Source organism: Virgibacillus byunsanensis (assembly GCF_042675965.1).
GTDB lineage: Bacteria > Bacillota > Bacilli > Bacillales > Amphibacillaceae > Virgibacillus_R > Virgibacillus_R byunsanensis.
The window spans coordinates 38,661-65,570 of record NZ_JBHTKJ010000027.1; the positions used below are offsets into that span (position 1 = coordinate 38,661).

At 35.1% G+C, this 26,910-nt stretch carries 27 protein-coding genes and 4 pseudogenes; 13 read left to right on the plus strand and 18 right to left on the minus strand.

The annotated features are described in order from the left end of the window. Positions 1-240: 240 nt before the first annotated feature. Positions 241-406, plus strand: a pseudogene (locus ACFQ3N_RS20460) (IS91 family transposase); the annotation flags it as partial. A 175-nt stretch (positions 407-581) separates the two neighbouring features. Here the strand turns inward: ACFQ3N_RS20460 and ACFQ3N_RS11085 are convergent. Continuing rightward, positions 582-1,109 (minus strand): CotY/CotZ family spore coat protein, encoded by a 528-nt coding sequence (locus ACFQ3N_RS11085; protein WP_390362383.1) that lies wholly within the window; start codon positions 1,107-1,109, stop codon positions 582-584. A gap of 178 nt (positions 1,110-1,287) precedes the next feature. Here ACFQ3N_RS11085 and ACFQ3N_RS11090 point away from each other — a divergent pair, with 178 nt between their 5' ends. Then, positions 1,288-1,977 carry a collagen-like triple helix repeat-containing protein gene (locus ACFQ3N_RS11090; protein ID WP_390362385.1) on the plus strand — a complete coding sequence of 230 codons (690 nt, stop codon included), beginning with the start codon at positions 1,288-1,290 and terminating at the stop codon, positions 1,975-1,977. Positions 1,978-2,010: 33 nt separating this feature from the next. Here ACFQ3N_RS11090 and ACFQ3N_RS11095 read toward each other — a convergent pair whose 3' ends face one another. From ACFQ3N_RS11095 to cysC, 5 genes are all read right to left on the minus strand, one after another. Beyond that, positions 2,011-3,297, minus strand: coding sequence for a glycosyltransferase (locus ACFQ3N_RS11095; RefSeq protein ID WP_390362387.1), 1,287 nt, complete (start codon positions 3,295-3,297; stop codon positions 2,011-2,013). A 363-nt stretch (positions 3,298-3,660) separates the two neighbouring features. Further along, complete coding sequence (locus tag ACFQ3N_RS11100) at positions 3,661-4,269, minus strand: hypothetical protein (RefSeq protein WP_390362389.1); 609 nt, start codon at positions 4,267-4,269, stop codon at positions 3,661-3,663. A gap of 39 nt (positions 4,270-4,308) precedes the next feature. Next, a complete protein-coding gene (locus tag ACFQ3N_RS11105) occupies positions 4,309-4,980 on the minus strand; it encodes a galactosyltransferase-related protein (protein WP_390362391.1) in 672 nt (223 codons plus the stop codon). 32 nt (positions 4,981-5,012) lie between these two features. Further along, positions 5,013-5,753: a sulfotransferase gene (locus ACFQ3N_RS11110; protein ID WP_390362393.1), complete on the minus strand. Its 741-nt coding sequence runs from the start codon at positions 5,751-5,753 to the stop codon at positions 5,013-5,015. Between the two features lie 222 nt (positions 5,754-5,975). Beyond that, positions 5,976-6,593, minus strand: a complete 618-nt coding sequence (gene cysC, locus ACFQ3N_RS11115; protein ID WP_390362395.1) for an adenylyl-sulfate kinase — start codon at positions 6,591-6,593, stop codon at positions 5,976-5,978. A gap of 224 nt (positions 6,594-6,817) precedes the next feature. Here cysC and ACFQ3N_RS11120 point away from each other — a divergent pair, with 224 nt between their 5' ends. Together ACFQ3N_RS11120 and ACFQ3N_RS11125 are read left to right on the plus strand one after the other, a co-directional pair. Further along, a complete protein-coding gene (locus ACFQ3N_RS11120) occupies positions 6,818-7,576 on the plus strand; it encodes a sulfite exporter TauE/SafE family protein (RefSeq protein ID WP_390362397.1) in 759 nt (252 codons plus the stop codon). 138 nt (positions 7,577-7,714) lie between these two features. Further along, positions 7,715-8,809 (plus strand): hypothetical protein, encoded by a 1,095-nt coding sequence (locus ACFQ3N_RS11125; RefSeq protein ID WP_390362399.1) that lies wholly within the window; start codon positions 7,715-7,717, stop codon positions 8,807-8,809. Positions 8,810-8,904: 95 nt separating this feature from the next. On the opposite strand, the pseudogene ACFQ3N_RS11130 reads toward ACFQ3N_RS11125, so the two are convergent. From ACFQ3N_RS11130 to ACFQ3N_RS11155, 6 genes and pseudogenes are all read right to left on the minus strand, one after another. Then, positions 8,905-9,263, minus strand: a pseudogene (locus ACFQ3N_RS11130) (bifunctional diaminohydroxyphosphoribosylaminopyrimidine deaminase/5-amino-6-(5-phosphoribosylamino)uracil reductase RibD); the annotation flags it as partial. A 13-nt stretch (positions 9,264-9,276) separates the two neighbouring features. After that, positions 9,277-10,032 carry a GTP cyclohydrolase II gene (locus ACFQ3N_RS11135; protein ID WP_390362401.1) on the minus strand — a complete coding sequence of 252 codons (756 nt, stop codon included), beginning with the start codon at positions 10,030-10,032 and terminating at the stop codon, positions 9,277-9,279. Between the two features lie 72 nt (positions 10,033-10,104). Continuing rightward, entirely contained in the window at positions 10,105-10,296 is a 192-nt protein-coding gene (locus tag ACFQ3N_RS11140; RefSeq protein WP_390362403.1) for a 2-hydroxymuconate tautomerase, read from the minus strand. A 77-nt stretch (positions 10,297-10,373) separates the two neighbouring features. Next, the gene (locus tag ACFQ3N_RS11145) at positions 10,374-10,796 is read right to left on the minus strand and encodes a DoxX family protein (RefSeq protein WP_390362405.1); all 423 of its coding nucleotides are present in this window, start codon (positions 10,794-10,796) and stop codon (positions 10,374-10,376) included. A gap of 48 nt (positions 10,797-10,844) precedes the next feature. Continuing rightward, the gene (locus tag ACFQ3N_RS11150) at positions 10,845-11,636 is read right to left on the minus strand and encodes a dioxygenase family protein (RefSeq protein WP_390362407.1); all 792 of its coding nucleotides are present in this window, start codon (positions 11,634-11,636) and stop codon (positions 10,845-10,847) included. 18 nt (positions 11,637-11,654) lie between these two features. Beyond that, positions 11,655-12,302, minus strand: coding sequence for an alpha/beta hydrolase (locus tag ACFQ3N_RS11155; RefSeq protein ID WP_390362409.1), 648 nt, complete (start codon positions 12,300-12,302; stop codon positions 11,655-11,657). Between the two features lie 228 nt (positions 12,303-12,530). On the opposite strand from ACFQ3N_RS11155, the gene ACFQ3N_RS11160 reads away from it, so the two are divergent. Continuing rightward, positions 12,531-13,070 (plus strand): helix-turn-helix domain-containing protein, encoded by a 540-nt coding sequence (locus ACFQ3N_RS11160; protein ID WP_390362437.1) that lies wholly within the window; start codon positions 12,531-12,533, stop codon positions 13,068-13,070. 424 nt (positions 13,071-13,494) lie between these two features. Here the strand turns inward: ACFQ3N_RS11160 and ACFQ3N_RS11165 are convergent. Beyond that, positions 13,495-13,629: pseudogene (locus ACFQ3N_RS11165) on the minus strand (formaldehyde dehydrogenase, glutathione-independent); the annotation flags it as partial. Positions 13,630-13,959: 330 nt separating this feature from the next. Here ACFQ3N_RS11165 and queC point away from each other — a divergent pair. The 5 genes from queC to ACFQ3N_RS11190 all read left to right on the plus strand — a co-directional run bounded on the left by queC (position 13,960) and on the right by ACFQ3N_RS11190 (position 18,362). Continuing rightward, positions 13,960-14,628 (plus strand): 7-cyano-7-deazaguanine synthase QueC, encoded by a 669-nt coding sequence (gene queC / locus ACFQ3N_RS11170; protein ID WP_390362411.1) that lies wholly within the window; start codon positions 13,960-13,962, stop codon positions 14,626-14,628. Continuing rightward, positions 14,628-15,095 carry a 6-carboxytetrahydropterin synthase QueD gene (queD, locus tag ACFQ3N_RS11175; RefSeq protein ID WP_390362413.1) on the plus strand — a complete coding sequence of 156 codons (468 nt, stop codon included), beginning with the start codon at positions 14,628-14,630 and terminating at the stop codon, positions 15,093-15,095. The genes queC and queD overlap by 1 nt, the downstream gene beginning before the upstream one ends. Further along, on the plus strand, positions 15,088-15,816 hold the full coding sequence (gene queE / locus ACFQ3N_RS11180) for a 7-carboxy-7-deazaguanine synthase QueE (protein WP_390362415.1): 729 nt from the start codon (positions 15,088-15,090) through the stop codon (positions 15,814-15,816). Before queD ends, queE begins: the two co-directional genes overlap by 8 nt. 563 nt (positions 15,817-16,379) lie before the next feature. Continuing rightward, positions 16,380-16,958, plus strand: coding sequence for a TetR/AcrR family transcriptional regulator (locus ACFQ3N_RS11185; RefSeq protein WP_390362417.1), 579 nt, complete (start codon positions 16,380-16,382; stop codon positions 16,956-16,958). Positions 16,959-16,976: 18 nt separating this feature from the next. Then, positions 16,977-18,362 (plus strand): DHA2 family efflux MFS transporter permease subunit, encoded by a 1,386-nt coding sequence (locus ACFQ3N_RS11190; protein WP_390362419.1) that lies wholly within the window; start codon positions 16,977-16,979, stop codon positions 18,360-18,362. Positions 18,363-18,986: 624 nt separating this feature from the next. On the opposite strand, the gene ACFQ3N_RS11195 is transcribed toward ACFQ3N_RS11190, so the two are convergent. Continuing rightward, the gene (locus ACFQ3N_RS11195; protein WP_390362421.1) at positions 18,987-20,264 is read right to left on the minus strand and encodes a hemolysin family protein; all 1,278 of its coding nucleotides are present in this window, start codon (positions 20,262-20,264) and stop codon (positions 18,987-18,989) included. Positions 20,265-20,789: 525 nt separating this feature from the next. On the opposite strand from ACFQ3N_RS11195, the gene ACFQ3N_RS11200 reads away from it, so the two are divergent. After that, positions 20,790-20,921 (plus strand): hypothetical protein, encoded by a 132-nt coding sequence (locus ACFQ3N_RS11200; protein WP_390362423.1) that lies wholly within the window; start codon positions 20,790-20,792, stop codon positions 20,919-20,921. A 360-nt stretch (positions 20,922-21,281) separates the two neighbouring features. Here ACFQ3N_RS11200 and ACFQ3N_RS11205 read toward each other — a convergent pair. From ACFQ3N_RS11205 to groES, 3 genes and pseudogenes are all read right to left on the minus strand, one after another. Next, a pseudogene (locus ACFQ3N_RS11205) lies at positions 21,282-21,374 on the minus strand (tyrosine-type recombinase/integrase); the annotation flags it as partial. 170 nt (positions 21,375-21,544) lie between these two features. Next, positions 21,545-23,182 (minus strand): chaperonin GroEL, encoded by a 1,638-nt coding sequence (groL, locus tag ACFQ3N_RS11210; protein WP_390362425.1) that lies wholly within the window; start codon positions 23,180-23,182, stop codon positions 21,545-21,547. Between the two features lie 50 nt (positions 23,183-23,232). Next, entirely contained in the window at positions 23,233-23,517 is a 285-nt protein-coding gene (gene groES, locus ACFQ3N_RS11215) for a co-chaperone GroES (RefSeq protein ID WP_390362427.1), read from the minus strand. Positions 23,518-23,841: 324 nt separating this feature from the next. Here groES and ACFQ3N_RS11220 point away from each other — a divergent pair, with 324 nt between their 5' ends. After that, complete coding sequence (locus ACFQ3N_RS11220) at positions 23,842-24,555, plus strand: CPBP family intramembrane glutamic endopeptidase (protein ID WP_390362429.1); 714 nt, start codon at positions 23,842-23,844, stop codon at positions 24,553-24,555. A gap of 7 nt (positions 24,556-24,562) precedes the next feature. Beyond that, complete coding sequence (locus ACFQ3N_RS11225) at positions 24,563-24,769, plus strand: YdiK family protein (protein ID WP_390362431.1); 207 nt, start codon at positions 24,563-24,565, stop codon at positions 24,767-24,769. A gap of 7 nt (positions 24,770-24,776) precedes the next feature. Here the strand turns inward: ACFQ3N_RS11225 and ACFQ3N_RS11230 are convergent, their stop codons facing one another. After that, complete coding sequence (locus ACFQ3N_RS11230; RefSeq protein ID WP_390362433.1) at positions 24,777-26,189, minus strand: MDR family MFS transporter; 1,413 nt, start codon at positions 26,187-26,189, stop codon at positions 24,777-24,779. Positions 26,190-26,910 lie beyond the last annotated feature (721 nt).

Below are 26,910 nucleotides of genomic sequence, written 5' to 3' on the forward strand. Positions count from 1 at the left end.
ATAATAGGGTGTCCAATTTGAGACCGATTAAATAATTTTTAATTGCATTAGTACTAAAAAAGAACAAAAATGCAAGTACACTTATCTACTAAAAAAGGACACTTTCAACAAATATGAATTTGTAAGAAAACGCCCCTATAAAGATGAATATTATTGTGATATTAATTGTTTAAACGAAATGAAATGTTACAAACAGTGATGTAACAAGGTTTTAACACCTACATTACATCATCAAGTCAACTAAAAGTAGCTTTGACGAAGAAAGCAAGAAACTATTTAGAAAGAGTGATTGATGATCACACCCCAAGCAAAGAACCGCAAGAAAGGAAAGAAGAAAAAGAGAAAAGGAACCGATCATTTAGTTCTAAAGAAAATCCATCAACTTTCATTGTTTAGAGTTGCATGAAGAAGAGAAATATTCCTTACGATGTAGTTAGAGACTTTGATTTAATGGATAGAGGAGGTCCTTCTGCCCCACCACAGTTTATTGTGAAAATGTGGTGGACAGTATTATAAAGGCGTAAATGGTCAGGAACATAAATTGTCGGATGTACTCTAACTAGGAAAAGGATCGGACAGGTTTAACCCGGTTTCTTCACAAAGTCCGGGGAGATCAATTTAATTGCAGAATAACAACGCAAATCTACTAACACTTTTTCGTTTGTTGGTATAACAAAATCAACATCACAAATCATTGCAGGCTCCACACAATTTACTTCATGATCTATAATAGAAACATTAGGTTCTAACAATTGCAAAACTGCGCAATTCTCTTTACAGTCTACTTTTATCACTTTAAAAAATACCGTAGCAAAACAATCCTCAGATCCTACTTTTCCCCATGTAAAGAACGGGTGACCATATGGCGTTTGTAGTAGAAAAGGAATGATACTATGGAACGGTTTTTTTCTAACATTTTGTAAAGAACATGTTCTGTTAAACTTTCTTTGATGCTCTGTTTGTTCCTCCACTAACTTGGATAAGAGGTCACAAATGCAATGTTTACAATCCATCATCTTATCATCAAATTTCAATTCATCTGAACCTATATCTTTTTTATCAAATTTTAATTCATCTTCTAGAACTACATTCTTCTCATCATCTAACAATGAGTTCACTCCTCTCAGTAAATCACTCTTATCAATAACATATTAATATTAGTCCTAACTGTAGTGGGTATCAGCCTGTATTTTTAAAAATGGGGCTAATGTGGATTTTCCCTATAACGCATACCATGTATAAGATAAATACATAGGATATAAAAAAACTGGTTTATGAGGTGAAAAAATGTGTAAACATTGTGGCCATATTCATTGCAATTGTATCGGTCCACCTGGTAAAAAAGGCAAGAAAGGACTTAAGGGGGATCAAGGTAAGCAAGGACCACGAGGAAGAGTAGGACCTATTGGACCACCGGGAGACAAAGGGGAGAAGGGGGAAAAAGGACCACGTGGCAAACAAGGGCCTCCGGGGCCTAAAGGAGAAAAAGGAAAAACAGGACCTCCTGGACCGCCTGGACCTCCAGGACCAAAGAAAAAGGATTTATGTTGTAGGTTATTAGTAGAACATTCTACTCAACTGGTTCCACCTGCTATACTAGGCAGTACAAATGTAACGAAAGACCTCTTTGTAGAAATTCAGAAAGTATGTGATGAGGTTGTTGTTATTTGTGGAAAGATAAGAAAAAAAATTATGTATCATACTGTTATAGATAATGATATTGTACGTGACTATGAGCTTATCGACGAAGTACCATTTACTTGTCTCATAGATCGAGAGGACATTAAATCGGATGATCAGTTTAGCATAAGCAAATCTAGTATTATTTGTGAAGTAGAAGAGAGAGAAGCAAACTTTGCAACAAATAAAGAAACCGGAAAAAAAGTTGCATTCCGATTTATTGAAAAAGATGTTATTAAAGTTTGTATTGATAAAAAAGAAAAGAAAATAGAATTACACTCCTATGAACATCAATAGGAGTGTAATTCTATTTTTTTGCTATTATTTACATTAAGAAGATAGCATTGGTTTCAATTGATTATACCAAATCCATTGTGGACTATAACGTTGTCTTGCCATCGTCTTCGCATGAATTACTGGATTTCCCCTCACCATGTTTGTTACAATCTCTGCATGTTCCTTCAAATACGCTTTTTCAGATGGGTGGTATTTCTCATGTGAATTAAAACCAAAGTTTCGCGCATCCCATCTCATAAAATATGCATGAAGATTTTTTCCAACTTCCTCTAATGCTGGTACTCTTTCATTTAAAACCAAGAAATTACCCTTACTTGCCGCTTCTAATACAGTGAGCCCAAATGATTCGGAAAATGATGGACAGATAAATAAATTGGAGAGTGAAAAAAGTTCTAAAACAGCTTTTCTCGGAAATCCATGTTTATACTCCTCGATATCAGAGGTGAAAAATATATCCTTCTGTTCCAAGCCTGATGATAAACCAACCGATCTTATTAAGGACTTATATTTTTCAGGCTTTATATCGGCACTTGGAAAATCACAAAAAATTACTTTTACACTTTTTTCACAGTTTTTCTTAATGGCTCCACTTAAAGCAGCAACTTTTTCGAATTTCTTCCCTGTTGTTAATCTCCCTGGATATACAACAAGAATATCTGGTGATAAAATATCCATTTCGTTTGCTACTGCCTTTACTTCATCACTCATAAAACTTAATATATCCAAGCTGTTATTAACAGCTCTACAATTACCTTCTGGTACATTGTATTGTTTAGCTAAGGCTGGGATTCCTGATTGTGTTGGATACACATATGTGGTGTTTGGCATTGGAGTAAAACGTGCAGAAAGTGGCCACTCTGTTTTTGGGGGTCTATTCACTGGTGCCGAATGAGTAAACGCAATAAACCGTAAATCTGGTAACCTTTTTTGTGCTTTTCTAACTGCTACGTTATGAATTAAATGCCAACCTTGGTAATGAATATCATGCATGATGCAAGCGTCTACATCTTCTAATTTTTCAACGATATCATCGGCAATAACATCTGCTTCTTTAAAGAAGGTGTCATGAACTGTGCCTGTTGCTTGGGTATAGTCCCGCCAATGGATTTGTTTTCCATCTACTTGATTAACCACCTGTCTCCATTCAATACGTTCATCTAAAAATATACCCTGCCTAGAATCAAGTGGACAATGTTCTGTGACAAGCATGATTGGTTTCATATCATCTTCTAGCATCATTCTAATTTGTTCTGCTACAACATTTACCAAAGAGTAAGTACTATCTAAGCCATTAAACATCGTTAAAATTGCAAATTTCATGATCATTCGCCTCCTTTTTCACCATTTATTTTCCACTTCCAATTATTCATATTCTCGAATATTGTCCATTGCTACCTCATCATTAATAGTTTACTTGCGATAATTATATGCACGTTTAAACATATCAGTTTATAAAAAGTCATTACGTGTGTTGGGATTACAAGTATAGTAATAAGAAATAACTTTATCCTAAGGAATTCGGTCAGAGCAATACTTCTCGTCAATAGAACTGATTTTAAAATATCACCCTCACCACAATATGGTGATAAGCTAATTTCAACATCGCTTTTATAAAAATAAATCTATATTTACGAAACAATTCATTTTGTATATCACTTTTACTAATAAAGAGAATAATAGAATTTACCCTCCGATATTGTAACCGTATAGATAACAGAAGTTCTCAAGTTCCAAAACTAACCCTTTGTTACAGTTTTTCTTAATAAATGAGAACGTTAATTCAGTATGATTTCTAGGGTTAATTTTCCTCGTAATCTTAGTAACAGGTTCTTGAAGTGAAATATTTTCAAACCGTCTCAAAAAGTAATACATTTCTCTTTCCGGATTTTTATCAATACAAACCTTAAAGTTAGGCCTTTGTAACTCTATTAATCGATACCATTCAAGTACACTTTTCACAGCCATTTCCACTTGATTTAGCCCATCTAATTCAATATATTTGTTTCGGAAGGTAAAGCTTCTTTCCCTAACATTTTCCGTAAAATAGGTACTACTTATCATATGAAGGGGATGCCGTATATTCATAACAATAAAGTCAAACTCAAAGTCTCCTCTCCTAAGCTTTGAATCACCAAATACCTGTCTCTCATTTACAGCAAACATCCAACTACTAATTCCATCCATCCCTAACCTTTCATGCCCAACATCATATCCATGTCTTTTCATTAATGCCGACATAAAACCAGTACCACTCCTTGGGTGACCTATTATCAAAAACTTTTTCCGTTCCACTTATGTCCCCCCTTCTTCTATTACTAGTATTAATTTAAATTATTCCATCATACTTCTCCTTATTTCCACTTGGTTCTTAATTGCCTCTTTTCCTTTGCGGTAGTGTCTTAGTAATTCTCTGTTTTCTTTATAGTTAGTCAAACTACCTCGTTTATGCCATAGATGATACAGAGTTCCGTCCATTCTTTTTACATATCCACATAAGGAATTTAGGGAAGCTGCAAACGCATCATCTTCCCCTCCCCATCCTACGAATCTTTCATCAAATCCGCACACTGCATCAAAAAGTTCTCGGGGAACAATGTTTATCCCTCCCATCGCTGCATGCGGACGTTTTTTTGTATCAACAGGAATCGGGATTGGCCATTGGGGTTCTTCTTCAAGTAACTTCTGTGTAGATTCTTTAGAAATATTTAATACTTTCCGAAAAGGAATAACCCATGCATGAGAATCAAGTTTTTTAATAGATTCTTTTAACAAGTTTGGATCATATATTAGATCCGCATCCGCAATAACTAAAATATCACCATTAGATTCTTTTACAGCTTTATTAATTACCTTGGCTTTTGGAAACGGTTGCTCATCACTTGCCCCTATACATAGCTCATATTCTGGAAACATTTTTTCATAGAATGCTTTAACCCATTTAAAACTTTTGTCCCTGGATTCAATATTTTTGCTAATAGGAATAATAATCGATACACTCTCCACAAAAACACCTTCTTCATTAACATGTTATTTATCTACAAATAATCATATTTTCTCATAACCATTCCACATTCTTTTATAATGAAATCCTCCTCAGACTTTGCAATTTGTCTTGGAGTACTCCATATTTTCTTAGACAGAACCGTATTTATTTCTTCAGTTTGTATTTTCCCTAAATTTGATATTGTTTGGATAGCAGTCATATCCTTATTCACCATATCCTCGTATTTAATTAGATGACTTTTGGAATCGTTTTTGGACAGCTGGAGATAGTATAAAGCATGTTTCTTCCACTTTTTTACGAAATGATTAATATTTTGACCTAATCCAGCTCCCACCATGCTTTTCCATACATCAATAGGGTTACGAACTAATAGAATAATATTTGCATCAGGATAGCATTTACGAAATAACGTTAATTCATCATTACCGTATCTAACTTCTTTAAAACCAATCATGTCATGGTCATCTCTTTTTTGTTCGTATAATGAATTTAATAATACCTTTAAAGAATCAGAAACTGCTTTATCAACGTACTTAATTTCAGGATTCATACACGCAATCCAATAATTGGGATCTTCACCATTATCAAAGTAGTCTAAACGTTGTTTTATAAGATTCTCTGAATAGTGCTTTAAGTTCCTGTGTATTTGACAAAACTTAGTTAACAACCCGTCCTGTTCACCCCATATTAACGTTTCTTTTCTTACGTTAAATACTCGTTGTAACAAAGTTGAACCTGAACGATGTGTAGCTGCTGATATTATAATGTCCATTCTCTTACTTCACCCTTCCCCTTAGTAATAATCCATTCACATTAAGGCAACCTTCCACCTTACGATTTGAATCGAACATAAAAATGTCCTTCTTAACATTTATATGAACCAGAAAGGTAGGGTGTATGGTTATCAATCTTGCTTTGCTAATATTATATGAATAAGGTAAGACCTCAACCATCTCCATTTAAAAAACTGGTTAGTTCACCAGTTTTTTAAATATTATATAAGCCTTTCCACATACCCACCCTTACGTATAAAATTAATTACAACTTCGCTACATTCTTCTACTGACATATTTTCTGTATCGATTGTAATATCTGGGTTTACGGGTACCTCATAAGGAGAAGAAATGCCTGTGAATTCAGCTATTTCTCCATTTCTTGCCTTTTTATATAAACCTTTTGGATCTCGCATCTCACAAGCCTTTAAAGAACATTTTGTATAAATTTCAATAAATTCGTTTTCACCTAATAAATTTTTTACCTTTTCTCGATCATCTACATAGGGAGAAATAAAGGCTGTCAATACAACAATTCCGCTATCCACAAATAATTTGGCAACCTCTCCTATCCTTCTAATATTTTCCATACGATCTTTCCCGCCAAATCCTAAATCCTTATTTAATCCATGCCTCACATTATCTCCATCCAATAAATAGGTTGAAACCCCAAGGTTGTGTAACTTTTCATCTACTTTACTGGAAATGGTGGACTTTCCAGATCCTGATAACCCAGTAAACCAAAGCACACAACTCTTTTGCCCAAGCAGTTTTTGTCGATCAATCTTGGATATTTCCGTATTATGCCAAGAGATATTTTCCTTTATATTATTTTCCATGTTTTATTCCTCCGAACGCAAAAAAATCAGTATTATATAGCGCACTAGGTATTGGCCAAGTCACTCTGCTACATAACCTCATATGATACATTACTCGTTTCTTCCACTTCTATTCTTGTAGACCATGCAGCACTAAAAATCCTCCATGTTATCTTCGGAAATTACTTTCCCTATAAGGTATGACGCTATGAAAATTTTGATTAGACGTTTGAGGTGTTATAAAATTGGTTCTTGAATTTATCGTAATTGGTTTTGTAATAGGAGGGTTAGTTGGCTTAACTGGAGTTGGTGGAGCATCTTTACTAACTCCAATACTAATTTTCATGGGAGTACAACCATCAATTGCTATTGGAACAGACTTTTTGTATAACTCCGCTACAAAAGTTGTCGCTACTTATCAGCATATTCGTCAAAAAACTGTAAAATTTACTCTAGTTAAATATATGGCTATAGGAAGCCTACCTGCTGCAATAGTAGCAAATGTGTTATTTTACACATTTTTAGTAAATTATTATAATGAAGAACTTATTTTAGACCTACTAGGTTTCGTATTGATTACAATTTCACTAATCACCTTCGTGCAAATCGTTTCAAAGAAAACTACAAACCGATGGAAGCAAAAATCATTTCAAGAAAAAAAGCGAGTTACTATTCTAGCAGGATTTATTATCGGAGCAATGGTTGGCTTAACATCTGTTGGGGCGGGAAGTCTTTTTGCGTTATTTATGCTATATTTCTTTAACATCAAATCATCGGAATTAGTAGGAACCGATATTACACATGCGTTTTTACTAACTTTTATAACTGCGATATTAATGGCTGGATTTGGAAATATAAATTATTTATTAGCAATAAATCTTTTAATTGGATCCATACCAGGAACAATCATTGGTAGTAAACTAACATTAAATATCCCTCCCAACTATATCCGAATATGCATTGTTGTTATTATCCTCTTTAGTGGTTTTAAACTAATTCTTTAGTATTAATTTGGATAGGTAAAAACACAATACTACTTTTATAGGATTGTAATCCATGCAATATGTTCCCAAAGGAATAGTATATGATGAAATGGAAATAAATAAATTTCTATTTAATAAAAACTTTAAGGAGGAAAGTTTATGGTAAGAATTGCAATGATCTCAGGAAATGCGAATTGCCCCCCAAATAATCCACTTTTATCTGCAACTGTAACAGTTGAGCAGGTAACTGACTTTTGCGTTAGACTAACAATAGAAAATGATGAAGATAGCGCTGGATCTATTGGTTTCTTCTGTCTAGATGTCAATAATACAGGTGATTTCGTGGTTATTGGTCCTGGTCAAGTACAAGTTCAATGTCCCGGTGCTTGCGATATTAATGCGAACATTTCCAGAAACTTTACTAGTGATGCAGAAAAAGTTGATCCTGGTGAAGATGCAGAATGGATTATTTGTTCAGATGAACCACTAACAGAAGAACAATTTGAAAGAGTAGCTTTGTTTTTCCAGGAAATCGAAGGATGCCCTGAGGAAGATGATAGTGAATGTTTAGCAGACAATTTCATGGATATGACAACTTCAACTACTAGTTCTACAACTTCAACTACCAGTTCTACTACTTCAACTACTAGTTCTACAACTTCAACTACCAGTTCTACTACTTCAACTACTAGTTCTACTACTTCAACTACTAGTTCTACTACTTCGACTACTTCGACTACTAGTTCTACAACTACGACCAGTACAACTACGTCTACAACTTCAACTACCACCACGACAACAGTTTGTCCTATTCCAAACCCACAAACTTGCTGCCAGCATGTAGTTGAGTTTAAAACACAAATCGTACCACCAACATTGGGAGGAATCGAAAACGTTGAAACGGATGTATTCTTCTCCGATCCACCTGTAGTGGAAGATGTTTGTCCAGAAAAAGTAATTATCTGCGGTAAGTTAACTAAAGTAATCCGATATACAGCTGTTGCTGATGATGGAGCGCAAACACAAAATATGTTGACCGACGAAAGATCCTTCCAATGTGTCATTGATCGTGATGATGCAAACGAAGGAGACGAATTTGATGTTGTTGGATTTGATGTATTATGTGAAGGAACTCCTAGGTTACAAAATAGAGGAACACGCCCAGTGGGAGCATCATCAACTGGAACAGTGAATGTATTCTGGAAGCTACTTGAAAAAGATATCATTAAGGTTTGTATCCGAAAACACATTTAATGAAAGTTCCCTATATGGGAACTTTCTTTTTTTATGCCAGCGCCAATTTTGTTTTTTCCTTACCTAATTATTGTTAATCATATTTTATATGCCATCAGTAGAACAGGTTTAAAAACCTGTTTCATCCGTCCAACAATAACTTCAATTCCTGCATCTTCAAGTTCCTGAAACAACCGGATTAGGATCGAGGGTGGCAATAACCATTCTTTTTAATCCTGCTTCTCGAATTGCAACAGCGCATGGACCGGCTCTACCATAATGAGAACAAGGCCAAAGAGTGGCATAAATAGTGCCACCTCTTGCCTTTTTACCTGCCATACGAAGCGTATGAATTTCAGCATGAGGTTCCTCCGCTTTAAATGAGTACCAATGCCTACTGCTCGATTATCATTAACAATCACAGATCCAATGTTTGCCCATTCAATCCCTGTACATTTTATAAGGCCAAATCCATATAGTATTCGTGGCTAGTCATTACAACAAGTTTCCTCGTCTTTGATGTGACCGGCACGATTTACTTTTGTCTCTAAATATTTTTCATTATACTCAGACCTATCTCCCCATAATGCCTCTCTTCCGGATACGGGTAAACCAGCTTCTCTTAAAGCCTTTAACTTTTTTGGATTATTGGTCAAGAGGGTAACAGGTTTACTTCTTAATGCTTTTAATACCGCTATCGCATCGCTATAATTTCTGGAATCATCCACAAATCCAAGGGCTTCATTTGCCTCAACGGTATCATAGTCATTTTCTTGGAGGATATACGCCATTGCTTTACTAAATAAGCCAATACCTCTTCCTTCATGATTCGCTAAATAAAATAATGCACCAGCTCCATGTTCCACAATACTACTCATTGATTGTTTCAATTGAAATCCACAATCACACCTTTTGCTTCCAAATATGTCTCCAGTATGACAAATAGAATGGAAACGAATAATCGTATCATCGCCATTTTCAAAGTCTCCATAAACAAGGACACTGGATTGTTGAAGTTCAGCTAAATTAATGGAAGATAATTTATCAATAATTCTTTCGTAATCCTCCGTTACTTCTTCACAGTTTAGCCAGCAATACCATTGGAAAATAACTGTCTCCCCATACAAATTAACAGGAAGTCTTATAGGCCCCACTAAATAAATACCGCCTTTCTCTGTTTTAATTAATCGAATTTTATCTTCAAGTATCGAAAGAATCTTTGGTTTGATTTTTACTTGTGTCATCAGTTTTCCGCCTTTTTTTACTAGTTTGTAGTATAGGTTGTTTTTTATATAAGGAAATAAATGGTTATTCCTCTATTCAGCCATTTCACTTTTTAATGTATTTCCTATTGCATAATGATTTTTTGGTATTTCATTTACAATAACCCGAACACTAGATAAAGGTACTCCAAGTGATTCGTGAACAGTTTGTGCAACATCACGTATACATGTTTCAATCGTTTCTTGTTTTCTGCCTTCAAGTAGATTGATTTGAATAATAGGCATTTTTACCCTCCTTTATCATTTGCAAAAAGAAAGCACTACCTCTGGAATAGAAGTAATGCTCCTTTAGCTACATTAGTTTACAGTAGTTGTGTTCCCGATTTTTTTCCTTTTAACATGACTTGATCAAGAGCATATGCCTTGGAGCCGTTAACCGCAATAAATACTGCCATTGCTAAAAATGCTAAATCAAGTTCATATCCAGCCATTTGACCATTTCCTAAAAAGCCAACAGCTAGTTTTACTTTTAGGATAGATCCAACCATAAGTAGAACTAATAAACCAGAGACAATTCTACTAAAGAATCCAAGTACTAACGCAATTCCACCAATGAGTTCTAATAATGCAACACCGTAAGCTAAGAATCCTGGTAATCCAATGCTATCAAACCAGCCAACTGTATTTTCAATTCCACCTTGAAATTTCACTAATCCATGAACAAAGAATGTCAAACCTAATACCACTCTTAAAATTAATGTACCAATTTCATATTTATTTATCATTTTATAATCCCCCTATTTGTTTTTTGAAATATGTTATTTTAAACTAAATTATTGTGATTCCCCGAATTGCCAAACGCTGTGACTAAGATTGCCATATCGATAACTTCGGTGTAATAATTTTGCACTCTTATCACCGTCTGCTGCTCCCATCGCATAAAAAATGGGAATAAAATGTTCATTACCATAAGGTGGTACTGCTAATTCAGCACTTGGAGCTAAGGCGTTATAGTTGATAAGAGCATCTATATTCCATTTTGTTAATTGTTCCTCTAACCATGTATCAAACTCTTGCGCCCATGGATCTATCGTTCCATCATCTTTACCCATTTTTAATGCTCCTAAGTTATGAACTGTACCGCCGCTTGCGATAATTAAGATGTCTTGTTCTCTTAATTTGGATAGAGACTTTCCAATATTATATTGCTCCATTGGTGATAAGTTTGGGTTAACAGACATTGATATAACCGGAACATCTACACTTGGATAGATCATTTTTAGAACTACCCATGCTCCATGGTCTAAACCACGATTTGTATCTAAATCATAAGGTATTTCTTGTTTTTGAAACACCTCTTCTATTTCTTTTGTAACGGAATGATCCCCAATGGCAGGATACTTCATGCTATATAATGCCGCTGGAAAACCACCAAAATCATAAATTGTTTCAAATTCATCTACCTTACTCACTTTTTGAGTTTGTGATTCCCAGTGTGCTGAAAACAATACAACAGCTTTTGGCTTCGAGAATTCCGTACCTAATTGCTCTAAAAACTGTGTATACTCATTATTCTCAATGGCTAATAATGGTGCTCCGTGTGCAACAAATAAAGATGGTAGCATGTGTCATTCCTCCCTAATCTAATCTTCGGCTAAATCTCCAAGCAGCCAATTCGTAAAATCTTGTTTATTTTCTAATGAAACTGTATGTCCTTCTGAGTAGGTTTTAAAGGTTGATTGAGCATGTATGCTATTAAAAAACTTTTTACTTTCAACTCCCCATTCATATGGTAGAATGTTGTCAAATTTACCATGTGAGATAAATAAAGAAAGTTGCTCAACTGGTTTGATGTTGTAATCTTCCTTGACGAAATCAGGAATATATCCACTTAAAGCTACAATCCCCTTTATTTTATTTCCTAACGCAAGTCCTAGCGTCATAGATACAATTGCACCCTGACTAAATCCTAATAAGTACAAATGGTTATTATCCACTTGATACTGCTCTACTGCATAATCAATAAAGTTTTGCAGTTGATTGATTCCATGATCAAATACTTCTCTATGCGGTTTTCCATATCCCTGAATTGTAAAATAAGCGTAACCCGGTGGTTGTGATAAATGACCTCTAACACTAAAAATATAAAAATGATCCTCAAGCCCATCTACTATAGACAGCATATCCTGTTCATTACTCCCGATTCCATGGAATAAAAATAAGGCTGGATATTTTTTATTTGGTTCCATTTGAGATGGTTTACGGACTTCATAAATCATTGGTGAATTCAAATCTAATTCCCCTTTCATCGTAAATTCTATATATAAAATACTATTAAAAATAAATTTAATCTATATAGATATAAAATATTCTTATTTGTAAACTTTATGAGTAAAAAATATGTTTTCAAATATGAATATTTGTTACTCATAAGATAACAAATTAGGTTATAGCTTGTCAATGTTATTTTTGCTAATATATAAATATGTGTTTATAAGTGAACATTGGAGGTGATTAAACTGGATATTGGAACTAAAATTCGCGTGATTCGCAAAAGAAAAAAAATTACCATTGCACAAATGTGTGAAGGAACCGACCTTTCAAAGGGATTCATTAGTAATATTGAAAACAATAATACTTCCCCTTCAATTAGTACATTAAATACAATAGCTTCATTTCTCGGAGTTCCCTTGCCTTACTTACTTCTGGAAAAAAAGCAACATATGCATGTAGTCCGCCAAGATTCAAGATCAAAATCAACTTTTAATAACCTGAAAATCGAGCATCTAACCTCAAAAGGTGGATTAAGAATGATGATTGTAGAATTCCCACCAGGGGCAACGATAGGGGAGCCACATGCCCACGAAGGTGAAGAATGCCATCTAGTATTGGAGGGAATAATCCTAGCTGAACAAGGAGAAGATTGTGCTATTGTTGAAAAGGGTGACTCCTTTAGCTGGAATGCAAGTGTTCCACACTTTGTAAAAAATATCGGAGATGAAAAAGCAGTAGTATTAATCTCGATTCATTCAGACACTGAGTTAACCGATGTTTTATAGAAGATAGTAGATCAGCGCATTGGGAAATTATTACCCTTAGTTGGAGGTATCCTTAACTAAGCTTTTTTCTATAAGAATTTTATAAATCTAACTTTGAAACTTTAAGCTGAGAAAAGATTAGAAAACTTGGCGTTCGTTAAAGGGAATCTTAGTAAGCGAACTTTGCTTTCTTAGAGTCCCTTATGCTCTGGAGTCCAAGTCTTTATGGCGAATGACCTAGTTGCACTTATGCAGATAAGAAAGTTTTATACTTTCTTATCTGCCAAAAAAGAGACTGCTCTAGAGTTTGGAAACTCATTGAGAAGTCTCTTTTAACCTTATGTCAGCATGATCCGAAAGTGTTAATTTGATTAAATTCTAATTATATTTTTTTGCTGGGTTCTGGCCGGTCACAAACGTATTGTGCTTTTGCCCAACCCTGTTTCACACCATGTTCGCACTTACGTTCCACATTGGCTGCCGGAACACCAGGGGTATCCTTTAACACCATCTGGGTATTCAATGCCTTGAACTGTAACACCGCCAGCCCGTTATAAACTACTCCTCGGTTACCTGCTATTATTATTCCTCCTGAAAGAACAATGTGATCTGCTCTTTTTAAACTAATTTATCAAATTCTTCAACACCCGCTTTTGCCAACTGTACATCATTTGGAACAGAGCTTCCACTTACCCAAGATAAATGACGTCTTAATGCATAAATATTTATCAGCTTTGTATGTTATAATACATAATGAAGTTTATAAAAAGTCTGCAACATTGCAGCAGAGGTTCTAGCTACACCCTCTATAAAAAACTAAGGTTGGAACTGTACCTGCCTTATAGGTATGGTTTTTTACGTTTTTTGGGTGAGTAGGATTCTCTTTTCTATTTGGAAGGAGGATTTTTTTATGGAAAAAAATAATAAAGCTGTCGTCGTATTTAGCGGTGGTCAGGATAGTACCACCTGTTTATTTTGGGCTCTAAAAAAGTATGATCAAGTAGAAGTGGTGACATTCGATTACAATCAACGTCACAAAGAAGAAATTGAAATAGCAAAAGAGATTGCTAATGATCTGAATGTACGACATCATGTGTTAGACATGTCCCTTTTAAGTCAATTAGCTCCTAATGCTTTGACACGTGATGAAATTGAAGTGAAAGATGGAGTGAATGGGGACTTACCTTCCACATTTGTACCTGGACGTAATCTGCTCTTTCTATCTTTTTCCACTATTTTGGCAAAACAAATTGGGGCAAAGCACATTATTACTGGGGTATGCGAAACAGACTTTAGCGGTTACCCAGACTGCCGTGATGTTTTTGTTAAATCACTAAACGTAACCCTAAACCTATCCATGAATGATCAGTTCGTTATACACACGCCGTTAATGTGGCTCGACAAAGCAGAAACATGGGGTCTTGCAGATCAGCTGGACGCCTTCAACTATATTCGTGAAAAAACTCTAACCTGTTATCACGGGATCCGTGGTGATGGATGTGGAGAGTGCCCTTCATGTAAGTTACGTAAAAATGGACTGGATACGTATCTGCAACAACTTAAAAAGGAGAATTCCTAATGTACGGATTTACCATCGTAGAGAACTTGCAGAAAATAGACAAAGACATTAAACGTTATGAACTAAAGTATCATCGAAAACGGGTGATAGTAAGTAAAGAATTTACGTTTGATGCTGCCCACCACCTCCATTCATATGAAGGCAAGTGCAAAAACTTACATGGGCATACGTATAAAGTCATTTTTGGTATCAGTGGTTATGTGGATGAGATTGGAATAGTCATTGACTTTGGCGATATTAAAAACATTTGGAAGGAACAAATTGAAATCCATCTTGACCATCGCTATTTGAATGATACCCTACCAAACATGAATACTACTGCCGAAAATATGGTTGTTTGGCTATATGAAAAAATGGAGAAAGCACTACGTAACAAACCAAATAAAAGCCGAGTAGAATTCGTCAAACTTTATGAAACGCCAACAAGTTATGCCGAAGCAAGACGGGAGTGGATGATTAATGAATAAGTTTCCTATACTTGAAATCTTCGGACCAACCATTCAAGGAGAAGGAATGGTTGTTGGTCGAAAAACAATGTTTGTAAGAACCGCTGGCTGCGATTACAGTTGCTCTTGGTGTGACTCCGCCTTCACCTGGGACGGAAGTACAAAAGAAGAGATTGAGAGGTTGACTGCCGACCAAATTATCACACGACTCCAACAAACTGGGGGTGACAGATTTGATCACGTAACCATCTCAGGGGGAAATCCAGCACTTTTAGCAAATCTCAGTGAACTAATACAAGCATTGCATGAATTAAATATAGAGGTTGCTCTGGAAACACAAGGTAGCCGCTGGCAGGAGTGGTTTCTTACGATCGATGATTTGACGATTTCTCCCAAACCTCCAAGTTCAAAGATGAATACGGATTGGGAAATTCTAGACTCTATTATCGCACATTTAAAAATTAATAACCGACTTAAAAATACTAGTTTAAAAGTCGTCATTTTTAACGATGAGGATTTAACTTATGCAGAAGAAGCTCACGAACGCTATCCTAAGGTTCCTTTTTTTCTCCAAGTTGGAAATGATGATCTAAAAGAAAAGGATGCCTCTAAGCTTGCAAGTAAACTTTTAAATGAATATGAATGGCTTATTGATAAGGTGGTTGCATCAAACAAACTGAATCATGTTCGTGTTCTACCTCAAGTTCATGCCCTGATCTGGGGTAACAAACGTGGAGTATGAACCGAGTAGGCATCACCATTATTTTAGTAAAAGTTAATTTAGAAACTGAAAATGGTTGAGTAACGTTCCATAGTAATTTAACAAATATTTCCGATATCATTAATAAAATTAATGATATCGGGTTTGAGACGAAAAAATTTCAAATGAGTTTTCAATTTAATTTCACTCTGTTGGCACTGTTCATTTCCCTTTTATAATACGCTGAACTATCAATTAGTTACACCAAAGATTTAATAAGCTAATCTATTTACTAAGTTATTTTATTTTAAGAAATCATTCCACCAAATTGACCTATTGATTAAAAAATAAGAAGGTTGTCAAGTTATCTATATCTGTTAATTTCGCCTCTGTCCATCCCTTAACCATAGATCTTAATATGTTTAATTCTTCGGCAATTTTGCAAAAACTGATCCCTTTCTCCCTTATTTCACCTTTAGATTACATAAAGCTTCTTTTAAACATAAATCGCGTTAAGATTGTCTATATAATGGGCTTTTGGAATGTTGTTGACCTATGAAATATATTATGTAACAATAAACCTACCTACTGGTAGGGAGGATTAAATGGTCACTTCAATTAAAATACGTGATGTAGCCCTTCGTTATTTAGCCGATTATGATTACGATTCATTTTCGTTAAATCAAATCGCAAATGATGTAGGCATTAAAAAAGCTTCAATATATACCCATTATAGAAGTAAAGAAGACATTTTCTATGCAGTCTTAATGCATTCTATAAAATCCGGAAAGCACACAATCGTAAGTTTCTTTCATGACCATCGTCAAGAACCACTTGAAAAAACAGTCCAATCCTTTTTTTATTGGTTCTTGACTGAAAGTAAAAAGAATAAAGAGTTAAAGTTTTTGCTCCGAATTATGTACTTTCCCCCTAGTAACTTGAAGAATTACTCTTCCAACTATACAGGGACTTTATTGATTGAGCTTGAACGCTTGTTAAAGCGTTATATAAGGGAAAAGATACGACAAGAAAAACTGGACTTCTCGCAGCATGAAGGAGAAATCGCACTTTCATTTATTACAGTTGCTGAAGGTTGTTTAATTGAACTTTATTTTGCGGATAAACCACGCTATGAACAGCGGGTAGAAGCAATTTTGCCTATATTTTGGAAAGGCATTCAATGAAAGGAGTTTTAACCTTGAATGGGGGAAAAATTAGAATATAAAGGTATCGTTGTTGTCATCTTAGCAACAGCGTTTTTATTTTCATTTAGTCAATTCCTATTAATTACGGCATATCCAACGATTATGAACGAATTTGATGTGAATGCAACTCAAGTACAATGGCTAACTACGGCTTTCTTACTCACAACAATTATTTTTATCCCAATGACAGGGTATTTATCGAATACCTTTACAGCGAAAACCCTCGTTGTTTTTTCACTTTCATGTTTAGTAGTTGGTACAGTAATCGGAGGTTTGTCACCAAACTTTGATACTTTAATTTTATCAAGAGTCGTTCAGGCCATTGGTGCAGGCATCATTCTACCACTGGTGCAAGCAATATTATTGAAAGTATATCCATATGAACGAAGAGGGTTTGCAATGGGACTTTTAGGAGCTGTTGTCAACGTAGCACCTGCAACTGCACCGTCAATCTCTGGTATGATTATTGATTTTTTCAGTTGGCGCTCACTTCATTGGATGATACTTCCAATAGTAATCGGCACCTTAATTTTAGCCATTTTTATTATGAGAAATGTATTAGAGAAACAAGAAGTGAAGCTAGATCTTTTTTCAATCATACTTTCTGCAATCGGATTTTCTTTTTTTATTTTTGGTTTAAGTAGTATCAGTGTAGTAGGATTTACAGACAAACAAGTCATCATACCAATATTAATTGGCGTTATAACCCTTTTCATTTTTGTGCGCCGTCAAATAATTTTATCCTTACCGGTTCTTAATATAAAATTGTTTCATAATTCCACATTTCGTTTGGCAATGATTCTTGTCTTTATTAATATGATGCTTCTTTTATCTGCGGAGACAATACTACCAATGTTTGCACAGGATGTTCTTGAAACTAGTGCATTTTTATCTGGATTTATTCTAGTACCGGGAACCGTCCTTCTATCTATCGTAACAATTATTTCCGGAAATCTATATGATCGTTATGGAGGTAAGAAAATCATCCTTATTGGCTTTTCGTGTACACTCACATCTTTAATATTATTGAACACCGTAGGCATGGAAGGTTCGCCTTACTGGATTATGGCCCATTTTTGTTTATTTATGGCCGGTTTTGGATTTACACTTATGCCACTTGTTACAGTGAGTATGAATGCATTGGAGGATGCAGACATTTCCCACGGATCTGCCATTGTAAATACTGTACGCCAATTTGGAATGACTTTCGGTATTATCGTTCTCTCGACTATTATTAGTGTTACTACTTCAACCATGGACACTTCATATGAAGTTGGCACATATTGGGGAACAACCTATGCATTTATTGTGATGGCTGTGCTAGCTTTAATAGGACTTACACTTACAATGTTTATAAGTGAAAAGAAGAAAATAAATACCTAAAGTTCTACAGCCACGTTTATTATTAAATTTTGTTCAACTTTCAATCACAACTCGTAGTACATTTAGGGTGTTCTTGCCTAATAAAAAATCAAGTCTAAAATGAAAGCATATCAGATAGTTTTATCTGCTAAGCAAATTTTAATAACATAAAATAGACTACTTCCTTGTTTTAATGAAGTAGTCTATTTTTTTAAAAAAAGTCATTTATATGACCAAATCTTTAAATGAGTGCAAAATAGATTTAACTATTTCTCAAACAAAAGCCTTACATCATACCGTCCGTAAGATGAGAGTGTGTAATACCTATTATTACGTGTATTAAAAGTGCGGTATGTCAAGGTTTTGTCAAACTATCCTGTTACATCTTTAACGGGATTTGACCGTTATTCACTGGATTGTGTTCGCAAAATGTTAGCTTTTACAAGCAAAGCATTCTGTAGTGCAACTAACCTATCTACATTTCATTAAGTACAATTAATGTTAAATTGTATTCACAGAAACGGTGTATTAGTTTTCACCTTTTTATTGGTATTCATGTTGATTCATCATAATACTGCTACTAATTACACTTCAATATTGTTAAGTTGAATTGAAAATTACCATTAATTCAATATTTCTTGTATTTTAAGAAGTATGATCATCAGCTTTGATATTGCTTTTAATTTCTACTTTGATTCTTTTGATTCTTCGATCCTCAACATCCTCAACACTCACTTTTAAATTCTCATAAGTAAAAGAAGCTCCTTTAGAAGGTACAGTCTCAAGATTCTCTATAATCCACCCTCCTAATGTATAATAGTCGCTTTTTGGCAATCGAATATTGAACTTTTCTGCAAAATTATACAATTGATATTTAGGATGAAAAGTGTAAACATTCTCACCCACTTTGGTTATTAACTCCACTTTCTCATCACGATCATCCAATATTTCACCAACAATTTCCTCTAAAATATCTTTTAATGTTACTAACCCTGCTGTTCCGCTAAATTCATCTAAAACAATTGCCATTGGGATCTTTTCCTTTTTTAATTGGGGTAATATAGATGAGATTTTCATTGATTCTAATATAAATATTGGTTCTCTTAATAATTCCCTTATATCAATATTGTCATTTGTGATTAAATGATTTAAAAAATCTTTTTCTGTTAAAATGCCTATAATATTATCATTGCTTTCTTTATAAACTGGGACTCTTGAAAAACGGCTTTCAAAAAATAGCTCGATGATTTCCTCTATAGGTTGATTTATATTTATAGCTACGATATCAATACGCGGGGTCATAATTTCTTTAATAGGCGTTTCATCTAAATGCATGGAGCGGAGTATTAATTTCCTTTCTAGTTTATCAATAACTCCCTCTTTCTCACTTATATCCAGTATTAACTTAATTTCCTCTTCAGTGACAGAAGGTAAAAAGCCTTTTTCTTCTTTGAACAACCTCAATGAATATTCTGTTAATTTAGCTAGGAGTATATTGATTGGAGTACATATTTTAATTATGATATTCATTATGCCTGAGAAAGATATTGCCAAAGTTTCTGTCTTTTCTTTCGCCAAGGTTTTAGGAAGTACTTCGGCAAAAATAAGAATAATAACTGTCATTACTACTGTATTTATTATTACTCCTAAATTACCACCAATCGTTTCAATAAATATCTGAGCCGATATAGTTGCAGCAGCTGTATTTGTAATATTATTTCCAACTAAGACCGCTGATATCATGCTATCAAAATCCTCAGCAATACTAAGAGCCTTTTTACTTCCGGATCGCCCTTCCTTTACAAATTGTTTCAACCTTATTTTATTCACGCTTGAGTATATGGTTTCGGCCCCCGCAAAAAAGGCAGACCAAACTAATAATATAATTAACAAGATTATTGAACCGAGTGGTATAGTCTCCAAACAATTCCACCTCCTGTTATTTTTAATAATTTGTTTATTCTCTTCTAGTAATTTAAGAGAGGCCGGATCATAAAAATGAATAAGTGAAATTGTCCAACTTTTCTTTACATTAACTTTTCACAGCCCTTCCATTTCCTTATATTAAAATATGTTTGTTTATTTTATTGGCATCGTCATATGTCCTATTTTCAAGCAAATTTTAAAAATATACGAACTGCAGTAAACTTTTTAAGAAATGGAATATAAAATAAACAAAAAAATTCCCCTCTTAACAATCATAAGAAGAGAATCCTTTGTCAATACAAGGCCTATCTAAAAAAATATACGATTAGATGTTAAATTATTTTACAAGTCTAAATCAAATCAAAACCGCAGTTACTTATGATACGGTTGTATAGTGCAAAATAAAAGTGCAGAGTTATGAAAGACAAAAATACATAACCTTAATTAAGGGTATTCTGATAGCGCTAGAGAGGGAATCAATCGAACAGTAAGAATGATTTTTCACAAAGCATAGAACTAGACATGATTAAAAAGGACCCTAGCAAATTTACTTATATTAAAAAAGATATGAAAACCATTGAACAGTTGGAAGAAGAGGAAGTACCAAAATATCTTGAAAAAGAAGAGCTTGCTTTATTTTTTAGAAACAGCTAAAAATAAGGCACTTGAACATGATTATCTGATGTTTCTTGTCCTATCCTACACTAGCATTAGAGTAATTGAATTGGTTGCTCTCAAATGAAGGATATAGATTTTAAACCAAACGATAAGCATTACTAAAACGTACTATAATACCAAATAATAATACCGTGGAGTATCAATTAGCCCCTCCAAAAACCGGAAAGTCTAGGAGGAAAATTGTTGTGGATGAAGATGTCATGCAAGCTTTGAAAGAGCATAAAAAGGTTCAGAATAAAGTCATTGAGCAATTAGGCGACAATTCGGTTATCCCATTGTGATTAAAACAGTAAGAGACCGAATGAAAAGACTGCTGACTATCGCGGATCTAACAGTATGTCCAAGACGATCCATGATTTGTTCGAGTGAGACACCGGCCTCAGCAAGAAGGGATGTATGAGTGTGTCTTAAACTATGCGGTGTTAAATCTACGATCAAATTACGAAAAATGTTTATCTTCATGTCACCCAAGAAATGAAAAAAGAAGCTTCCCAAAAGTTCAGTGAACTAATGAGAAGCCTCAGTTAAAAACCTCAATGTTAGCATTCCACTCTCATCTTACATAAAACCCATTCATATCAAGGGTTCCAAGGGCGAACTTACATCATGCCGCCCATGCCACCCATGCCGCCCATGTCTGGCATTCCGCCGCCACCAGCATTATCATCTTCTGGAAGGTCAGCAACAACTGCTTCAGTAGTTAGGAACATTGCCGCTACAGATGCTGCGTTTTGTAGTGCGTAACGAGTAACTTTTGTTGGATCAACGATACCCGCTTCAACCATGTTTACCCATTCGCCATTTGCAGCGTTAAAGCCAATTCCAACTGCTTCGCCTTTTAAGCGTTCTACAATAATAGAACCTTCAAGACCTGCGTTGTGTGCGATTTGACGTACTGGTTCTTCTAGTGCACGAAGTACAATGTTTGCACCTGTTGCTTCGTCACCCTCTAGTGCTAGTGCGCCAATCTTATCAAGTACGTTTATATATGCAGTACCACCACCAGCAACAATTCCTTCTTCTACTGCTGCGCGTGTTGAGTTCAATGCATCTTCAATACGTAGTTTACGCTCTTTTAATTCTGTTTCTGTTGCAGCACCAACTTTGATAACTGCTACACCGCCTGCTAATTTAGCAAGACGCTCTTGTAGTTTTTCTTTATCAAATTCAGAAGTAGATTCTTCAGCTTGTGCACGAACTTGTGCTACACGGGATGAAATTGCTTCTGGGTTTCCAGAACCTTCTACAACTGTTGTATTTTCTTTTGAAACGACAACTTTTGATGCGCGTCCTAATTGGTCAATTGTTGCGCTCTTAAGGTCTAGACCTAGATCTTCTGTAATTACTTCTGCACCAGTTAATGTTGCAATGTCTTCAAGCATAGCTTTACGACGGTCACCAAATCCTGGAGCTTTTACAGCTACAGCATTGAATGTTCCACGAAGCTTATTCACAACAAGTGTTGCTAATGCTTCGCCTTCAACATCTTCTGCAATAATTAAGATTGGTTTTCCTTGTTGTACAACCTGTTCTAGTACTGGTAATACTTCTTGGATGTTACCGATCTTTTTATCTGTAATTAGAATATATGGATCTTCTAGAATAGCTTCCATTTTATCCTGGTCAGTAACCATATAAGGGGAAGCATATCCACGGTCAAACTGCATACCTTCAACTACTTCTAATTCCGTGTTGAAGCCTTTTGATTCCTCTATTGTAATAACACCATCATTACCAACACGTTCCATTGCCTCAGCGATGAGGTTACCAACTTCACTGTCACCAGAAGAAATCGATGCAACTTGTGCAATAGACTCTTTACTTTCGATCGGGTTTGTAATACCTTTTAGTTCTTTTACTGCAATCTCTACAGCTTTTTCAATACCACGACGCACACCTACTGGGTTAGCACCAGATGCTACGTTTTTCAATCCTTCACGAATCATTGCTTGAGCTAGAACGGTTGCGGTTGTTGTACCATCACCAGCAACATCATTTGTCTTAGATGCAACTTCTGAAACTAACTGTGCACCCATATTTTCAAATTTATCTTCTAGTTCAATTTCTTTAGCAATTGTTACACCATCATTTGTAATTAATGGTGAACCAAACTTTTTATCTAAAACAACATTACGACCTTTTGGTCCCAGTGTAACTTTTACTGCATCTGCCAATGTATCGACACCGCGAAGCATTGCGCGACGACCGTCTTCACTAAATTTAATTTCTTTAGCCATATTAAAAGTCCTCCTTAAAATCTATTCTTAAGTATATTCTTTATCTGCTTTTAGCTTACGACAGCTAAAATATCATTCTCACGAAGAATTAAGTATTCAGTGCCTTCATATTTCACTTCAGTACCAGCGAATTTTGAGAAGATGATTTGATCTCCTTCTGAAACTTCAAGTGCTACCTTTTCCCCATTGTCTGTTACGCGACCTGAACCAACTGCAACTACTTTACCCTCTTGTGGTTTTTCTTTTGCAGAGTCTGGAAGTACAATCCCGCTTTTTGTTTTCTCTTCTTGTTCTACAAGCTCAATAACAACGCGATCTCCTAGTGGTTTAATCATGTAGACAACCTCCTTAATTCGGTATCTTTTATTTTTTTATTTTTATTAGCACTCGTTCGTGTCGAGTGCTAATTCCAATTTTAATAATAAATAATCTAACGAAAAATTGCAAGTATTGAACACAAGTTTTGGAAAAAATATTTTTTTGTACAACCCACAGTAGCTATACTATTATAACAACGTCACTAAATATGATAAAATATTTAGTAGTACATTCTATTTTACTTTGAATGGGTATCGTAATACATATTAGAAATTCTAATAGACTAGGTATTCGATACATAAACTATATAAATATGAAATGTTTAAAGGGGTCGTTTAATTTTGACAAAGCGATATTGGTATGTCATTTTAACCTATATCATTATGCAATTCTCGGGAATCATCTTTTCCCCTATACTTTTAATACTTTTTCCTATAACACAATTTGAGGCGGTTGTTTATTGGTCCATTTTTAGTTTTATTGCAGGACTAGTCGTTGTACTATACTTAATGAAACCAGATATGAAAAAGACCCCTTCACGCAATGACCAGCGTTCAGGAAATCTTGTGTTATGGTCCATTCTAGGTGTGTTTATGGCTTACTTTGCTCAAATTTTTGCCGGTATTATTGAAATGCAGGTGTTTAATATTGAGGCTAATTCAGAAAACACACAATTGATTATGGAAATCGCACGTGCTGCACCTATATTTGTTGTCGTTCCCGCATTGGTAGCACCTATTTTAGAAGAGATTATTTTCCGTAAGATAATCTTTGGTGGACTTTATACTCGGACAAACTTCTTTATCGCTGCGTTATTATCTGCGTTAATCTTTGCATTGATACACGGGGAGCCTGAACATCTTCTCAGGTATGGTGCAATTGGCTTCGTTTTTGCCTTTTTGTATGTAAAGACAAAACGAATTCTTGTACCGATAATCGTTCACATGGCATTAAATACGATGGCAGTAATTATACAATTCTCGTTATCACCCGAAGATATCGAACGGATGCAGCGTGAGTTAGAACAGTTACAAATGATTTTTATTGGAGGCTAGCACATTTATGAAAACAACACCAAAGGGTATGGCGATCGTCTATTTCCTATTGGGGATTCTCTTCACCTATATTGCCGTTCAAAGTGCAGAAGAAACGATATGGAATTTCACCACAATTATCTTTGCTTTATTTGCAACACTTGATTTCGGTGTGGGATTACGAATGTTTACGATCCATATTCGTTTAAAGAAAAATAATAATAAAAAGGAGTAGCATCTATCTAGGAGGCTACTCCTTTTTGTTGCAATTCTTTTGTACCTTTTAATAAAAAGGATAATGGAACGACTACTAATATACATACACCCGCTATCAGGAATGCCTCGTTCAATGCATGTAATGTTGCTTGTTGCATCTCGATGTCTCTTGTAACTAATTGTGCTCGACGCACTTCATAGTATATGGCAAAAAATACAATACCAAAGGATGAAAATATTTGCCTGATAACGTTATTCATAGCAGATCCTTGTGCGACTTGAGCATCTGGAATAGCATTCATTCCGGCTGTAGTTGCTGGCATATTACACATTCCAAGTCCTGCACTGCGAATACTGTTCATTAACAAAATAAACCAAAAAGAAGTCGATAATGTATTAAAGCCAAGAGCTAAGGTAAAACCACCAAGGATTACTAATCCGATAGGAACAACATATTTAGGTCCCTTTTTATCTAGAATTTTCCCACCTAATGTCATAAATACACCACTCAACAATGCTGCAGGTAAAAATAATAGCCCTGTTTGAATCTCACTTAGTCCATATACTTCTTGGATTAGAAGGGGCAGTAGGAAGATACCAGAAAATAGACCAATTGAGGAGGTTGCGGTAACGACAATCGAAATACTATAGGTTGGTATTTTAAAAATCCCTAATTTAAGTAATGGCTGTTTCTGTTTATTTTCATATTTCACAAACATCACGATCAGTATAAGACCTGTAATCATAAGAAAAAGACTCAATGGTGATAGTAATAAATCTAAGGTAGAACCACGGCCTAACGCATAGAGTATGGCTCCAACACCAGTTGTAATTAAAATAAATCCTAAAGAATCAAATTTTCGTTCGGGATTTTGAGCAGTAGATTTTAAGTATTTTGCCGAAAAAAGTAAACCAGCTATAGCAAATGGAACATTAAATACAAACAAGAATGGCCACGAAAAGTAGGCAACAACTATTCCGCCTATGGTTGGTCCAATAGCTGGGGCAATCATGGCAACCACACCATAGATCCCCATCGCAAGTCCACGTTCTTCTCTTGGGAAGGCATTAAAAATGAGAGCCATAGCAATCGGCATCATTAAGCCACCTGCTACTCCCTGGATTGCTCTTGAAATAATAATCATTACTAGACTAGTAGACAATGCTCCTAGTAGTGATCCAATCATAAAAATAGCCAATCCGATTATATAAATACGCTTCTTTCCAAAGCGATCACCAAGATAACCAGTTAAAGGCATGATCATACCCATGGATACCATGAATATAGTAAGTATCCAGCCTACCGCTACAGCGTCAGCCTCAAACAAATCCATAAACCTTGGTAATGTGGGGTTTAACATACTATTATTTAAAATAACCGTGAACGTACCAGATAGAACGGCCATAACCACTAGCCATTTAGGATGTAACTTTCTCATATGCCCCTCCATATATCCCCTGTTTATTTCGAGTAACGAATTAATTTTCAGTATACCACAGAAGACCAAAAGCGCAAGTGCCTGTTTAGCGACGTATGGACTAGACTGAACGAACAAAAGCTAGAAGCGCCCGTTTAGCGACGTATGGGCTGGACTTATCCGCATGAGATAAAGGAAACACGAAGAGCGGTAGCGATTCGATGTTGACTTATCGTAAGGAGGATCAGGAAGCCCACTAACAGCACGGGCGCTGGAGCTGGACGTGGCTTAAGCAGTAAATAAATTATCCACAGGCTCCTAATTTTATAATTTCCTGACAACAAAAAAAGAGACTATTTTTATAACGGGTTCCGTTTCCTATCACAAACACTAAATATGTAATGTAAAATGACTATCAATTTGTATGCTAATTTGATGGTCATTTTTTGTTGGTGTACTAGTATTCTGGGTTTAATATCCATTAAAATTGTAGTGTAATTTGTACCCCAATTTGTTAGGTAACAATAGCCAGTGTAAGTCTACATTTTGACCTACAAATTCGTATGAAAATTGGCATACATAAATTTACCAATAAATTGGAAATTGATTAGTTTTCGCTTTATTTTACAAGGTATTCTGAATATTTATGTTAAAATAAATACAGAGTTTGTGAAAAAATGTACTGCGCGAAACGTTTCCTTATAAGTGCCAAAGCACGAAATAGGAGAATTGCTATCAAGTA